At 67.9% G+C, this 13,943-nt stretch carries 12 protein-coding genes; 8 read left to right on the forward strand and 4 right to left on the reverse strand.

All coding sequences use genetic code 11. From position 1 onward, the window contains the following. Positions 1-149 precede the first annotated feature (149 nt). Complete coding sequence (locus B161_RS0111505; protein ID WP_018633555.1) at positions 150-620, forward strand: SRPBCC family protein; 471 nt, start codon at positions 150-152, stop codon at positions 618-620. On the opposite strand, the gene B161_RS0111510 is transcribed toward B161_RS0111505, so the two are convergent. The 3 genes from B161_RS0111510 to B161_RS0111520 are packed head-to-tail and all read right to left on the reverse strand — an operon-like array spanning position 617 to position 2,826. Continuing rightward, on the reverse strand, positions 617-1,147 hold the full coding sequence (locus tag B161_RS0111510) for a CinA family protein (protein WP_018633556.1): 531 nt from the start codon (positions 1,145-1,147) through the stop codon (positions 617-619). The two genes, B161_RS0111505 and B161_RS0111510, sit on opposite strands and share 4 nt — an antisense overlap. Then, the gene (locus B161_RS0111515; RefSeq protein WP_018633557.1) at positions 1,144-1,644 is read right to left on the reverse strand and encodes a phosphatidylglycerophosphatase A family protein; all 501 of its coding nucleotides are present in this window, start codon (positions 1,642-1,644) and stop codon (positions 1,144-1,146) included. Before B161_RS0111515 ends, B161_RS0111510 begins: the two co-directional genes overlap by 4 nt. Before the next feature lie 3 nt (positions 1,645-1,647). Beyond that, complete coding sequence (locus B161_RS0111520) at positions 1,648-2,826, reverse strand: bifunctional 2-C-methyl-D-erythritol 4-phosphate cytidylyltransferase/2-C-methyl-D-erythritol 2,4-cyclodiphosphate synthase (RefSeq protein WP_026310387.1); 1,179 nt, start codon at positions 2,824-2,826, stop codon at positions 1,648-1,650. A 150-nt stretch (positions 2,827-2,976) separates the two neighbouring features. On the opposite strand from B161_RS0111520, the gene dusB reads away from it, so the two are divergent. From dusB to hflX, 7 genes are all read left to right on the forward strand, one after another. Next, positions 2,977-4,008: a tRNA dihydrouridine synthase DusB gene (gene dusB, locus B161_RS0111525; protein ID WP_018633559.1), complete on the forward strand. Its 1,032-nt coding sequence runs from the start codon at positions 2,977-2,979 to the stop codon at positions 4,006-4,008. Then, positions 4,005-5,132: a two-component system sensor histidine kinase NtrB gene (locus tag B161_RS0111530; RefSeq protein ID WP_018633560.1), complete on the forward strand. Its 1,128-nt coding sequence runs from the start codon at positions 4,005-4,007 to the stop codon at positions 5,130-5,132. The genes dusB and B161_RS0111530 overlap by 4 nt, the downstream gene beginning before the upstream one ends. After that, on the forward strand, positions 5,129-6,604 hold the full coding sequence (gene ntrC, locus B161_RS0111535; protein WP_018633561.1) for a nitrogen regulation protein NR(I): 1,476 nt from the start codon (positions 5,129-5,131) through the stop codon (positions 6,602-6,604). Before B161_RS0111530 ends, ntrC begins: the two co-directional genes overlap by 4 nt. A gap of 57 nt (positions 6,605-6,661) precedes the next feature. Continuing rightward, positions 6,662-8,959 carry a sensor histidine kinase NtrY-like gene (locus B161_RS17895; protein WP_157755612.1) on the forward strand — a complete coding sequence of 766 codons (2,298 nt, stop codon included), beginning with the start codon at positions 6,662-6,664 and terminating at the stop codon, positions 8,957-8,959. A gap of 54 nt (positions 8,960-9,013) precedes the next feature. Next, positions 9,014-10,420: a nitrogen assimilation response regulator NtrX gene (ntrX, locus tag B161_RS0111545; protein WP_018633563.1), complete on the forward strand. Its 1,407-nt coding sequence runs from the start codon at positions 9,014-9,016 to the stop codon at positions 10,418-10,420. Between the two features lie 149 nt (positions 10,421-10,569). Next, entirely contained in the window at positions 10,570-10,815 is a 246-nt protein-coding gene (gene hfq / locus B161_RS0111550; RefSeq protein WP_026310389.1) for an RNA chaperone Hfq, read from the forward strand. A 30-nt stretch (positions 10,816-10,845) separates the two neighbouring features. Beyond that, positions 10,846-12,141, forward strand: coding sequence for a GTPase HflX (gene hflX / locus B161_RS0111555; protein ID WP_040789960.1), 1,296 nt, complete (start codon positions 10,846-10,848; stop codon positions 12,139-12,141). On the opposite strand, the gene rtcR is transcribed toward hflX, so the two are convergent. Continuing rightward, positions 12,131-13,747 (reverse strand): RNA repair transcriptional activator RtcR, encoded by a 1,617-nt coding sequence (gene rtcR, locus B161_RS0111560; RefSeq protein WP_018633566.1) that lies wholly within the window; start codon positions 13,745-13,747, stop codon positions 12,131-12,133. The two genes, hflX and rtcR, sit on opposite strands and share 11 nt — an antisense overlap. Between the last annotated feature and the right edge of the window lie 196 nt (positions 13,748-13,943).

Genomic DNA, 13,943 nt, shown 5'->3' on the forward strand with positions numbered 1-13,943 from the left:
TTGATCAAAAGCGGAAACCCGTTTCTCTGTCCGCATGCGCCGTCGGCGTGTCGGGGAGGGTTCTCCCGACCGCTCGTCGGCGCGCGCGCGGAGCGGCTGAGGCCGGCGAAGCGCGGACGTGAAGAAAGCGTGAGGGGACGAGGGGGCTTATGAAGCTGTCGCATAGCGTGGTCGTCGAGGCGCCGGCGGCGTTTTGTTTCGATTGTTTGGCGCGAATCGAAGACGCGCCGCGATATATGTCGATTCTGAAGTCTCTGCGCATGTTGACGCCGGGCGGGGCCGTGGTCGGGGCGCGTTGGCGCGAGACTCTCGAGATTTACGGCCGACGCATCAATCTTGAGGCGACCATGGTCGAAGTGGAGCGTCCCAAGGGCTATAAGTTCAAGACGGCCTATCGCGGGGTGCAGATGGGTCTGGCCTTCGATCTGACCTCGAAAGGCCCGCAGAAGACCGCGGTGGATCTGCATCTCGAAGGCGTCGGCTCGACCCTCGTCGGGAAGCTGGCTCTGGCCAGCGCCAAGCCCTTCATCGAGCGCATCCGCGCGACGGCCCGGCAGGAGATGGACGGCCTCAAGCTGGCGATTGAAAACGAATATAACGGCCTCGGCGACGACGATTAAGCGCCGCGTTCAGAGGAGGGCGGGCCTTGCTCCTGAGCCGCCCGCTCCAAGGCCCCCAGCGCCTCCAGAGCCGCGCGGCGGCGCACTTCGCCCCGGCCGAGGGCGCCGAAATCCACGGTCCATGCGCGGGTCGGCTTCTCCGCGCGGGCGAGGCCGAAACAGACCCGCCCCTCTGGTTTGAACTCCGAGCCGCCCGGCCCCGCGATCCCGGTGATCGAAGCCGCCGCCTCGACCGCCATGCGGGCGCGGACGCCCTCGGCCATGGCGACCGCCACGGGCTCGCTCACGGCGCCATGCGCCGCGATCAGGGCGGGCTCGACGCCGAGCAGCCTCGTCTTGGCGGCGTTGGAGTAGGAGACCACCCCCGCCTCCACCACGCGCGAAGAGCCGGGAACCGCCGTCAAAGCGGCGGCGGCGAGTCCGCCCGTGCAGCTCTCCGCCAGAGCCAGCCGCCAGCCGCGCGACTCGAAGGCGGTCAGAACTCCGCGGGCGGCGGCTTCAAGCTCCGGATCGAGCCCCGCGCTCATCTGCCCAGAACTCCATGATAAAAGCCCGCCGCCGCCATGGTGACGACCGCCGCCAGCAGGCCCGCGATCACGTCGTCGAGCATCACGCCGGTCGCGCCGGGCTTGCGGTCGGCCCAGCCGACGGGGCCGGGCTTCCAGATGTCGAAGAGCCGGAAGAAGAGGAAGGCGCAGACCCAGCCCGGCCAAGGAAAGCTCGTCACGCCATGGGCCCAGAGCCCGTAAGAGACCGCCGCCAGCGGAATCCATTGCCCGACGATCTCGTCGACCACCACCTCGGAAGGATCGGGATCGGCGGAGGTTTGGAGATAGCTCCGGACCGCGATCCAGCCCACGACCGCCGTCAGAACCGCGACCGCCCCGAAGAGCGGAAATCCGCCGATCCGATGCAAGAGATAGCCGACCGGAATCGCCGCCGCCGAGGCCCATGTGCCGGGCGCCTTGGGCAGCAGCCCCAGCCCGAAGCCCTGCGAGATCAGGCGCGCGAGGGAAGGATTCATCCGTCAGACTCCCCGGATCAAACTAGCCACGGCCAACGCGGCCAAGCCCTCGCCGCGCCCGGCGAAGCCCATGCCTTCATTGGTGGTCGCCTTGACGCTGACGCGGTCGGGCGTGGAGCCGCAGATCTCCGCGATGCGCGCCCGCATGGCGGCGGCGTGAGGCGCGATCTTCGGGCGCTCGCAGACGACGGTCACGTCGGCGTTGTTGAGCCGCCAGCCCTCGCGCGCGGCCAGCTCCACGGCGTGGGCGAGGAAGCGGTCGCTGGAGGCGCCTTTCCATTGCGGATCCGAGGGCGGGAAATGCCGCCCGATGTCGCCCATGGCCAGAGCCCCGAGGATCGCGTCCGTGAGGGCGTGCAGAACGACGTCGCCGTCGGAATGGGCCTCGACCCCTTGGTCGTGAGGCGCCCGCACCCCGCCGAGCATGACATGATCTCCCGAAGCGAAGCGATGCACGTCGTAGCCTTGGCCGAACCGGAACTCCATGGGCTTATCCTTCTGGGCGAGCCGCGCCTCGGCGGCGGCGAAATCCTGCGGATGGGTGATCTTGCCGTTGGCCTCCTCGCCCGCGACGAGCCGCACGGCGAGCCCCGCCCGACGGGCGGCCTCGGCGTCGTCGAGCAGCCCGAGCCCCTGAGCCGCGCGATGGGCGGCGAGGATCTCGGGCAGGCGGAAGCCCTGCGGCGTCTGCGCCCGCCAGAGCCCCGCGCGGGGGACGGGCTCGCCGCAGCCTCCGGCGCCGTCCTCGCGCCAGAGGGCGTCCGCGACGGGCAAGGCGGGCAGGGCGCCGGCCTCTCCGGCCTCTAAAGCCGCGATCACCCGGGAGATCAGCGCCTCGGAGACGAAGGGGCGGGCGGCGTCGTGAATCAAAACAAGGTCGAAGCCCTGCGGCGCCAGAGCCTCCAGCCCGGCCAGAACGGAATCCTGACGCTCGGCGCCCCCCGCCGCGAAGGGGAGGATCTTCGGCAGGCCCTCGGCTTCGGCCTTGGCGCGGGCCTCGTCGCCGGGGCGGATCACGAGCTGAAGCCCCGAAACGCGGGGATGGGCCGCGAAAGCCTCCAGAGCGCGACGGAGCAGGCTGCGTCCGGCGAGGCGGAGATATTGCTTCGGCTCGCCGCCGCCCCCCTGCGCCTGCATGCGGGCGCCTCGCCCCGCCGCCACGATCAACGCCGCGATCCTCAACCCCGACTCCCTCCACCCTCAGGCTCCGGGCCTCTTGTGGACCTTTTCGCGGGCCGATCCAAGCGAAACCTCGTCTTGCGCATAGGCCCTTGCGGGAGAGCCGCCCGCGGGAGTATCAGGGCGGGGAAAGCCCAAAAATTAGGCAAATCCATGCATGCTCTTCCGCCTCCTCTGACGCTCGGCGCTTTGCGGATCGATCCGCCGGTGCTGCTCGCGCCCATGGCCGGGATCACCGACGCGCCTTTGCGCCGTCAGGTCGCGCGCTTCGGGGCGGGGCTGACCGCCTCGGAGATGATCGCCGGAGAGGAGCTTTTGCAGGAGCGTCCGGAGGCCGAGGGACGCGCGGCCATCTCGGCGGACGATCCGCCCACCGCCGCCCAGATCGCCGGACGCGAGCCCGCGCTCATGGCCGAGGCCGCCCGCATCGCCGAGGCGCGCGGGGCGGCGCTCATCGACATCAACATGGGCTGTCCCTGCAAGCGGGTGACCAATGGTCTGGCGGGGGCGGGGCTGCTCTGCGATCTCGATCTGGCCCTGCGGGTCTTCGAGGCGGTGAAGGAGGCCGTGAGCCTGCCGGTGACCGTCAAGACCCGGCTCGGCTGGGATGAGAAGACCCTCACCGCGCCGAGCTTGGCTCGCAGGCTGGAGGCGGCGGGCGTCGCCATGCTGACCCTCCATGGCCGCACGCGGAGCCAGTTCTATAAGGGCTCCGCCGATTGGGCCGCCGTGCGCGAGACCGTAGAGGCGGTGCGCATTCCGGTCCTCGTCAACGGCGACATTCATGACGCCGCGCAAGCCCGCAGGGCGCTTGAGCTTTCCGGCGCGGCGGGGATCATGGTCGGGCGGGCGGTTCAGGGCGCGCCCTGGCGTCTGGCCGAGATTTCGGCGGGTCTGGCGGGGGCGGATTTCGCGCCGCCCGCTCCGGAGGCGCGTCTTGATCTGACGCTTGAACAATATGACGGAATGCTTGGAATTTACGGGATCCGGATCGGCGTGAAGGCCGCGCGCAAACATCTCGGCTGGGCGCTCGCCGAGGCCGGAGAGCCCGGCGAGGCCCTGCGCCGCAGGCTCATGTCCACGGAGGAGCCCGCCGAAGTCCGGAAGCTGCTGCGGGCGGAGTTCGTCGCGGCTTTCGAGGCCCACGCCGGGGGAGGCCGTCCGGAAGGGCGGGCGGCGGCGTGAAGGGGGCGGCGCGCAAGCCCGTCTCCGCGCTGCGGGCGCCGGGCGTGGGCGGGGGCCTTGATTTTGAAACGCTCTGGCAGGCTCTGCCGCAACCCACCATGCTGCTCGACGACGAAGACCGCTTTCGGGCGGTGAATCCGGCGGCGGAGTTGTTTCTCTCCATGAGTTCGGCGGTTCTGGCGGGGCGTCGGCTGGCCGAATTCCTGCCGCCGGGCTCGCGGGTGGGAGTCCTGACGGCGGAGGTGCGCCGGGGGGCGCTCTCCATCGCGGAATACGACATGGACCTGCATTGGCTCGACCATCCGCCGCGCATCGTGGACGCCCTCGCCGCCGCCACCCCCGAGCGCGAGGGTTGGCTCATCCTGCAATTGCATCCGCGCTCCATCGCCGGAAAGATGGACCGCTCGCTGGCCCATCGCGGAGCGGCGCGCTCGATCAGCGGATTGGCGGCGGCTCTGGCTCATGAGATCCGCAATCCTCTGGCGGGGATCTCGGGTGCGGCGCAGCTTCTGGAGATGGGATCCGAGCCCGCCGAGGCCGAATTGGCGCAACTCATCCAAGAAGAGGCCCGACGGATTCGGGCTCTGGTGGATCGGATGGAGAATTTCACCGATCTCAGGCCCTTGACGCGCAAAGCTGTGAACCTGCATCAAGTGCTGGACCTCACGCGCCGCGCCGCCGAAGCGGGATTCGGACGCGGCGTGAAATTCGTGCTGGATTTCGATCCTTCTCTGCCCGCCGCTCCCGGAGATTCCGACCAATTGGTGCAAGTCTTTCAGAATCTGGTGAAGAACGCCGTGGAGGCCGCCGGGCCTTCGGGGGCGATCACGCTGAAGACCTCTTATCGGGCGGGCTTGCGCCTCACCGGCCGCGACGGCCGCAGCCGGGAAAGCCTGCCTTTGGAGATCTGCGTCATCGACGACGGCCCCGGCGTGCCTGAGGATCTCGCGCCGCATGTCTTCGAGCCCTTCGTGACCTCGAAAGGGGCGGGGGTGGGCTTGGGTCTGGCTCTGGTCTCGAAGATCGTGGCCGACCATGGCGGGCTGATCGAATGCGACAGCCGCCCCGGACGCACCATCTTCCGGGTGCTGCTGCCCGTCTGGACCGAAGGAGACGCCGCATGAACGCCGAAGGCGGGCTGATCCTCGTCGCCGACGACGATAAGGCGATCCGGACGGTGCTTTGTCAGGCTCTGGCGCGGGCGGGCCTGCGCACGCGGGCCACCGGAACCGCCGCGACGCTCTGGCGCTGGGTCGAGGAGGGCGAGGGCGACGCCGTGGTCACGGACGTCATGATGCCCGACGGCGACGCGCTCGACATGCTGCCCGCGCTGAAGCGTCGGCGGCCCAATCTGCCGATCATCGTCATGAGCGCCCAAAACACCGTGATGACCGCCATTCGGGCGGCTGAGGCGGGCGCCTTCGATTATCTCGCCAAGCCCTTCGATTTGCAGGATTTGATCTCCTGCGTGCGCAAGGCCCTCGCCGACGCCGCCGGAGGCGCGGGAGCGGGCGGCGGAGGCGGGGAATCCGCCGAAAGCCGCGACGAATCCCTGCCTCTGGTGGGGCGCTCGCCCGCCATGCAGGAGGTCTATCGGCTCATGGCCCGCCTGATGAACACGGATCTCACCGTGATGATCCAAGGCGAATCCGGCACGGGCAAGGAATTGGTGGCGCGGGCGCTCCATGATTACGGGCGCCGCAAGGGCGGCCCCTTCGTGGCGCTGAACATGGCGGCGATTCCCCGCGACCTGATCGAATCCGAACTTTTCGGCCATGAGCGCGGCGCCTTCACGGGGGCGGTCGCGCGCGCCGAGGGCAAATTCGCGCAGGCTCAGGGCGGCACGCTCTTCCTCGACGAAATCGGCGACATGCCCGCCGAGGCTCAAACCCGTCTTTTGCGGGTGTTGCAGGAATCGGAGTTCACGCCGGTCGGCGGGCGCTCGGCGCGCAAGGCGGACGTGCGGATCATCGCGGCGACTCATCAGGATCTCCGCGCCCTGACCCGCGAGGGCGCCTTCCGCAGCGATTTGTATTATCGGCTCAACGTGGCGCCTCTGCGCCTGCCGCCTCTGCGCGAGCGGGTGGAGGACGCGCCGGATCTGGCGCGGGCCTTCCTGCGCCGCGCCGCCGCCGAGGGCCTGCCGCGCAAGATCCTCTCGCCGGAGGCCATGGAGCGGCTGAAAGGCTACGCTTGGCCGGGCAACGTGCGTGAGCTGGAGAATCTGATTCTGCGTCTGGCGGCCTTGCATCCCGAGGAGATCATCGGGGCGGCGGCCGTGGAGGCCGAGCTTGCGGCGGGCGCCGAGCCGCCCGCTCCGCCCCCTGCGGGCGGCCGGACCGAGGGAGCTAAGCCTTTGAGCTCTTTGGTCGAGGCGCATCTTGCGCAGTATTTCGCGCTGCATGGAGACGCCCTTCCGCCGCCCGGCCTGCATGCGCGCATCCTCGCCGAGGTGGATTTTCCCTTGATCATCATGACCTTGGCGGCGACGCGCGGCAATCAGATCCGCGCGGCGGAGATTCTGGGCGTCAACCGCAACACGCTGCGCAAGCGGATGCGGGAGCTTGACATTCCGGCCGCGCGGCGGAAAAAGTGATGCGTCATCGCAACAGAAGGCGCGTCCTTCCCGCCGCAGACGGATTGATCTTTGGTCGTGACGTCGTCCCTCCCTCCTTCGGCTGAGACCCCTTCCGCTCCGGCGCGGCTTCCTTTGCGCAAGCGGATCAACGTCCCGGCCCTGCTGGCGATCCTCGCGCCTTTCTGCGCGGCGGCGACTTACGCCGTGCTGACCTCGCCCGACGACTCCGTGCGCCGCTTTCTGCCGGCGCTGGTTCTGGCCGACATGGGGCTGGCTCTGGCGCTTCTGGCGGCCATAGCCTGGCGCGTGGCCAAGATGGTGCTGGCGCGGCGCCGCCGCTCCAGCGGCTCGCGGCTGCATCTGCGGATGGTGCGGATGTTCACCATCCTCGCGGTGGCGCCTGCGCTGCTCTTGGGCGTTCTGGCGGGCGCGACGGTCACGCGCGGGCTCGACATGTGGTTCGGACCCGGCGTGCGCTCCATCGCGGAGGCGGCTTCGACTCTGGCCTCGGTCTATCGCGAGCAGCGCGATAAGGACATTCTCGAAGACGCGGGCTCCGCCATGGCCGACATGACCCGCGAAGCCGGACGCGGCTCCCTCTCGCCTCCGCGCATGAGCGATAGTCTGACCCGCACCGCTGAGCGTCTGCGCAACAGCGGCGAAACCACTTATTACGTCGTGACCGGCGACGCCCGCATCATCGCGCGGAGCGAAGGCAGTTATGAATTCTACTACACGCCGCCGCCGCCGAACCAGCTGGCCCTCGCGACGCCCGCCACGGTGCGCTTCTACGTCGACGTGCAGAATCGCGCCTCCCGAGCCTTGGCCCGCCTGCCGGAGACCGTGACCGGCAGCGTCGAGCCGCTGTATCTTTACGCCTCGCGTCCGGCGGGGGGCGGCGCCGTCGAGGCCTATCGCGTCGTGGAGAGCCTGACCGCCGATTATCGCCGCCTTCTGGCGCAGCGCGGCGAGATGCAATTGACCTTCGCGGCGATCTACATCGGCTTCGCCTTGCTGGTGGTTCTGGCGGCGATCTGGTTCGGCATCTGGTTCGCCGACCGCCTGACGGCGCCGGTCTCGCGTCTGGCGGGCGCGGCCGAGCGCGTCGCGGGGGGCGACCTCAGCGCCCGCGTGCCCGATTCCGGCGAGGCGGGGGATGAAATCGCCATGCTCGGGCGGGTCTTCAACCGCATGACCGAGCAGGTGGAGCTTCAGCGCGACCTCCTCGTGGAGGCCCATGAGGAAAGCGAAAGCCGCCGCCAATTCATCGAAGCGGTTCTGGCCGGGGCCGGGGCGGGCATCCTGCGGGTCGACGGAGCGGGCCGGGTGGAGCTGGCCAACGCCTCCGCCGAGACTCTCTTGGATCTGCCGGAGGGCTCTTTGGTCGGGCGTTCGCTGAAGGAGGCGGCTCCGGCTTTGGCGCGGGTGGCCGCCGCCGCCGCCGAGGCTCCCAATCGTCTGGCGGAATCCAAGGTCTCCTTCAGCCGCGAGGGCTCCGAGATCGAAGCCCTCGTGCGCGCGAGCGCCGATTCCGATCCCTCGCGCGGCGTGGTCGTGACCTTCGACGACATGACCGACATGGCCGCCGCCCAGCGCCTCGCCGCCTGGAGCGACGTCGCCCGGCGCGTGGCGCATGAGATCAAGAATCCTCTGACTCCGATCCAGCTTTCCGCCGAGCGCCTGCGCCGCAAATTCGGCAAGCAGATCGAGGCCGACAAGCCCGTCTTCGACCAATGCGTCGACACCATCGTGCGTCAGGTCGGCGACATCCGGCGCATGGTGGACGAATTCTCCAAATTCGCCCGCATGCCCGAGCCCGAGAAGCTCACCGTGGATCTCGTGGAGATCCTGCGGGAATCCGCCGCTCTGCAAAGCGCGGCGCATCCGCAGGTGGCCTATCCGGTTTCGGCCCGGCCGGACAAGATCCCGGTCAGCGCCGACCGCGGCATGCTGGGGCAGGTCTGCACCAATCTGATGAAGAACGCCGCCGAGGCCGTCGAGGCCCGGATGGAGGCTTGCCCCGGCGGCCCTCCCGGCGAGATCCGCACGAAAGCCTTTCTGGAGAACGACCATGTCGTGATCGAAATCTCCGACAACGGCGTCGGCCTGCCCAAACAGGACCGCCGCCGTCTGACCGAGCCCTACGTCACCACCCGCGCCAAAGGCACGGGGCTGGGGCTGGCCATCGTCAAACGCATCGTCGAGCAGCATGGCGGAGTCCTCGCCCTGACCGACGCGCCGCCTTTCGCGCCGGAGGCCCATTGCGGCGCTCTGGCGCGCGTGCTTCTGCCTCTGGCGAAGGCGGTCCCCGCCGCGCCGGAGGCGGGATCCGCTCCCGCCCTCGCGCCTGTTTCCGTTCCGCCTGCGGCGTGACGGATCGAAAGACCCCATCAGGCCCCTCCGCGCGGGCCGCAGAAGAGGTGAGCCATGGCTGAAATCCTGGTCGTCGACGACGAAGCCGACATCCGCGACCTGATCGCCGACATCCTCGAAGACGAGGGCTATAAGGCGCGCAGAGCCGCCGACGCCGATTCCGCCCTGCGCGAGATCAACATCCGTCAGCCGGATCTGATCATCCTCGACATCTGGCTTCAGGGCAGCCGCAAGGACGGCATCGAGCTGCTGAAGATCGTCAAGCGCGACAATCCCGAGCTGCCGGTGATCATCATCAGCGGCCACGGCAACATCGAGCTGGCGGTGGCGGCGATCAAGCAGGGCGCCTACGACTTCATCGAGAAGCCCTTCAAGACGGATCATCTGCTGGTGATCGTGCAAAGGGCTCTGGAGGCGGCGCGTCTGCGGCGCGAGAACGCGCGTCTGCGTCAGCGCGACGACCGCGCGGGCGAGATGATCGGCTCCTCGGCCGCCATGACCGCCTTCCGCCAGACTCTGGAGCGCGTGGCGCCGACGGGCTCGCGGGTGCTGATCTCGGGGCCTTCGGGGGTGGGCAAAGAGGTGGCGGCGCGCTGGCTGCATCAGCATTCGAAACGGGCCTCGGGGCCTTTCGTGGTGGTCAGCGCCGCGACCATGGATCCCGACCGCCTCGAGGAGACCCTCTTCGGCCGCGAGCGCGAGGGCGGAATCGCGCAATCGGGCCTGCTGGAGACGGCGCATGGCGGCACCATCTTCTTCGACGAAGTGGCCGACATGCCGCGCGGGGCGCAATCGAAGATCCTGCGGGTTCTGGTGGATCAGAGCTTCAGCCGGGTGGGGGGCGCCGACATGGTGCGCGTGGACGTGCGGGTGGTCAGCTCGACCAGCCGCGACCTGCGCGACGAGATCGCCGAGGGGCGCTTCCGCGAGGATCTCTTCCATCGTCTGAGCGTGGTGCCCATCGAGGCGCCCGCGCTCTCGCAGCGCCGCGAGGACATCCCGGCTCTGGTGGACCATATCGCCGAGAAGCTCCACCGGGATCAGGGCTTGCCGCGCCGCAAGATCGGCGAGGACACTCTGGCCGCGCTCCAGACCTACGCATGGCCGGGCAACGTGCGGCAATTGCGCAACGTGGTCGAGCGGCTGCTGATTCTCGGCGGCTCCGGCGAGGAGGGCGCCATCTGCGCCGAGGATCTGCCGGGCGAGATCGTGGGCTCCGCGCCTGCGGCTCTGGTGGGGGTGGGGGGCGAGAGCCTCGTGGCTTTGCCTCTGCGCGAGGCCCGCGAGGCCTTCGAGCGCGAATATCTCATCGCGCAGATCAACCGCTTCAGCGGCAACGTCTCGCGCACGGCGGCCTTCATCGGCATGGAGCGCTCGGCGCTTCACAGGAAGTTGAAGTCTTTGGGCGTCGAGACCTCGAACAGGGCCGGCTCCCGTATGGCTTTCGCGGCTAAACAGTGACACTTGCGCCGATTTTCTTAAGGAAGACCGGAAAGCGCTTTTCGCGCTCGCGAAGGGTCGTGTAGCGTCGGCGGGCCGCCTTCAAGGGGGAGGCGGCTTGTCGGCGCTTCTGGCGCTCAAAAACAATGAAACCCGAACAGGGGGCGCATATGGCCGCCGAAAAGCAAAATCTTCAGGATGTCTTCCTGAACCACGTCCGCAAGAACAAGATCGCCGTGACGATTTTCCTCGTCAATGGCGTGAAGCTGCAGGGCGTCATCACTTGGTTCGATAATTTCTGCGTGTTGCTGCGCCGCGACGGCCAGTCTCAGCTCGTGTATAAGCACGCGATCTCGACGGTGATGCCCGCTCAACCCATCAATCTCTATGACGGCGACGAGGCGGCCGCTGGCTGACCTTGAGCCGTCTTGCGCAAGGCGGCCTCTTTGACCAAAGCCTATGTTCTGCATCCCGACCTTCGCCGTCGTTCCGACGGCGAAGGCGCTTCGCGCGACGCGAAAGCCCGTCTCTCCGAGGCTCTGAGCCTCGCGCGGGCGCTCGGCGCGCTGGAGCTGGTCGGCGGGGAGATCGTTCCTCTGGCCAATCCGCGCCCCGGCCTGCTCTTCGGCTCGGGCAAGATCGAGACCCTCAAGACCTTCTTTAAAACCGAGGAGATCGGCCTCGTGGTGGTGGACGGGCCTCTGAGCCCCGTTCAGCAGCGCAATCTTGAAAAGGAATGGGGCCTCAAGATCCTTGATCGCACCGGCCTGATCCTCGAGATCTTCGGCGAGCGCGCCCGCACCCGCGAAGGCGTGCTTCAGGTGGAGCTGGCGCATCTGACCTATCAGCGCAGCCGGCTGGTGCGCACCTGGACCCATCTGGAGCGTCAGCGCGGCGGCTTCGGCTTCCTCGGCGGCCCCGGCGAGACCCAGCTCGAAGCCGACCGCCGCATGATCGACGAGCGGGTGATCCGCCTCAAGGCCGATCTGGAGAAGGTGGCCCGCACCCGCGAGCTGCACCGCTCGGCGCGGCGCAAGGTTCCTTATCCCATCGTGGCTTTGGTGGGCTACACCAACGCCGGGAAATCGACCTTGTTCAACCGGCTCTCCACCGCCGACGTCATGGCCAAGGACATGCTCTTCGCCACGCTGGATCCGACCATGCGGCTCATCGAGACGCCTTCAGGGCGTCCGGTGATCCTCTCGGACACGGTGGGCTTCATCTCCGATCTTCCGACCATGCTGGTCGCGGCCTTCCGCGCCACTCTGGAGGAGGTGCTTGAGGCGGATCTGCTGATTCATGTGCGGGACGTCTCCAATCCCGACCATGAGGCCCAGAAGGCCGACGTTCTGAGCGTGCTCAAGGATTTGGGCGTCGAGGACTCGAAGATCCACAACGCCGTCGAGGCGCTGAACAAGATCGACGCCCTTGATCCTGAGGAACAGGCGGCTTGGCTCAACGAATCCTCGCGGCGCCCCGACGCGGTGGCGGTTTCGGCTCAGACGGGCCAGAATCTGCCCGCCCTGCTCGACGTGGTGGAGGGCGCTCTGACCCGCGAGGCCCGCGAGGTCTCCTTGGTTCTGGCGCCCGAGGGCGGCGACGCCTTGGCTTGGCTTTATCGTCAAGGCTTGGTGGCCTCGCGCAAGGATGAGGAGGACGGCGCCATGCGCATCACGGCGCTCATGACCGAATCCGAGGAAGGGCGCCTGCGCAAGCTCTACGCCGAGCGGATCAGGGGCTGATCTTTTCGGGCTTCAGCGCTTCGAAGCTCAGCCCGAAGCGCTGAAGATATTTGCGCAGACGATCGGCGTCATTGGCGCTGGCCTTGGCGCGGCGCGAGGCGGCGAAGAGCTTGCGTCCCGCCGCGCTGGCCGAAGGGCTGGCGCGGCAGACCTCGACCGCCGCCGCCAATTGGGCGCGGTCGAAGAGATCGACCTCCTCCAGCCGTTCGGCGCCGAGCAGGGGCGTGAGGATCGCCTCCGGGCCTGAGGGAGCTTCGATCCGCCAGCGGCGTTTCAGAGTCTCGATCTCGCCGCGCACGGTCCCGACGTCGATGCGGCCGCGATGGGCGAGGGTGGCCATGCGCGTCGCCGAGGCCGAGAGATCGCGGAAATTGGCGCTCCAGAGCGCTTCCGGCGAGGCGGCGAAATCCAGATAAAGCCGTCGGGCTTCGGCGTTGAATCCCGCCTTGAAGCCTTCGCGCTCATGGAAGCGGCGCAATTCGAAATCGAGATTGGGCTCGACGTCCTCCCGGCGCTCGCGCAAAGGCGGCAGACGGAAGCTCCAGAGATCCAGCCGGGCCAGAAGATCCTCGCGGAAGCGCCCCGCCCGCACCTCCTCCGCAAGATCGCGGTTCGTCCCGGCGAGCAATTGGAAATCGGAGGAGGCGTCCTGATCGGCGCCCATGGGCCGGAACCGCTTTTCTTCGATGGCTCGCAGACACATGGCCTGCTCGTCGAGGCCCAATTCCCCGATCTCGTCGAGAAAGAGCAAGCCCTTGTCGGCGGCCTTCATGAGGCCCGCGCGGGCGTTCTGGGCGCCGGTGAAGGCCCCGCGCGCATGGCCGAAGAGCGTCGACATGGCCTGATCGCCCCGGAGCGTGGCGCAATTCACCTCCACGAACTCCCCGGAGACCTGTCTTTGCGCGCGCTTCAGCTCATAGATCCGCCGCGCGAGCTGCGATTTCCCCGCGCCCGTCGGTCCGGAGAGCAGCACCGGCGCCCGCGAGCGGATCGCGACTTTTTCAATCTGGTCGATCAGGGCGTTGAAGGCGGGATTCCGCGTGGCGATCCCGGATTTCAGAAAAGAGGTCGCGGTTTCGCGCTCGGCGGCGAATCGCGTGGCGAGGGCGTCGTAGCGCGAGAGATCGAGGTCGATGATTCGATGACGCCCGATGGGGATCTCCTCGGGCGGCGCGCGGGGGGTGGGGGAGAGCTGGATCAGCCGCCCCGGAATCACATGAGCCTCGGTCAGCAGGAACCAGCAGATTTGCGCCACATGGGTGCCGGTGGTGATGTTGACGAGGTAATCCTCCGCCTCCGGGTCGAAGGGATAGCCTTGGGCGAGATCGCTCAGGGCGGCGTAGACCTCGCTGAAATCCCAAGGATCCTTGAGGTCGGTCAGATGCGCGCGGACTTCGGTTTCAGGCGCGGCCTCGGCGAGATCCTCCGTCATGAGATCCGCCAGAGCCTGATGATGGGGGCTGTGGATCAGCTCCAGACGGTCGATGCGCAATCCGGGCTGGCGGCAGAGCGCGAAGGTCGGGCGCCAGCGGCTCCAGCGCGAAGGGACGCGCTTCGAGGCGTCGAGGGTGGTTCCGAGGATGGAGAGGGCGACGCGGCGGCGCATGACTTATCCAAATTTATAAACTCAGATAAGTTCATATCGAAAATATGGCGGGATCGTCAAGCGCCGCATGGCCGAATCCACGGCGCATGAAAATTTATCTTCAAGATAATTCAATTCATTAGAAGAAATTTCATCCCGGATTCCGCGCCTCCGGCCCCATCTGGCGCCGAACTTGAAATATCCCTCGCATCCCGGG

Origin of the sequence: Neomegalonema perideroedes DSM 15528, assembly GCF_000374145.1 — a bacterium.
Taxonomy (GTDB): domain Bacteria; phylum Pseudomonadota; class Alphaproteobacteria; order Rhodobacterales; family Rhodobacteraceae; genus Neomegalonema; species Neomegalonema perideroedes.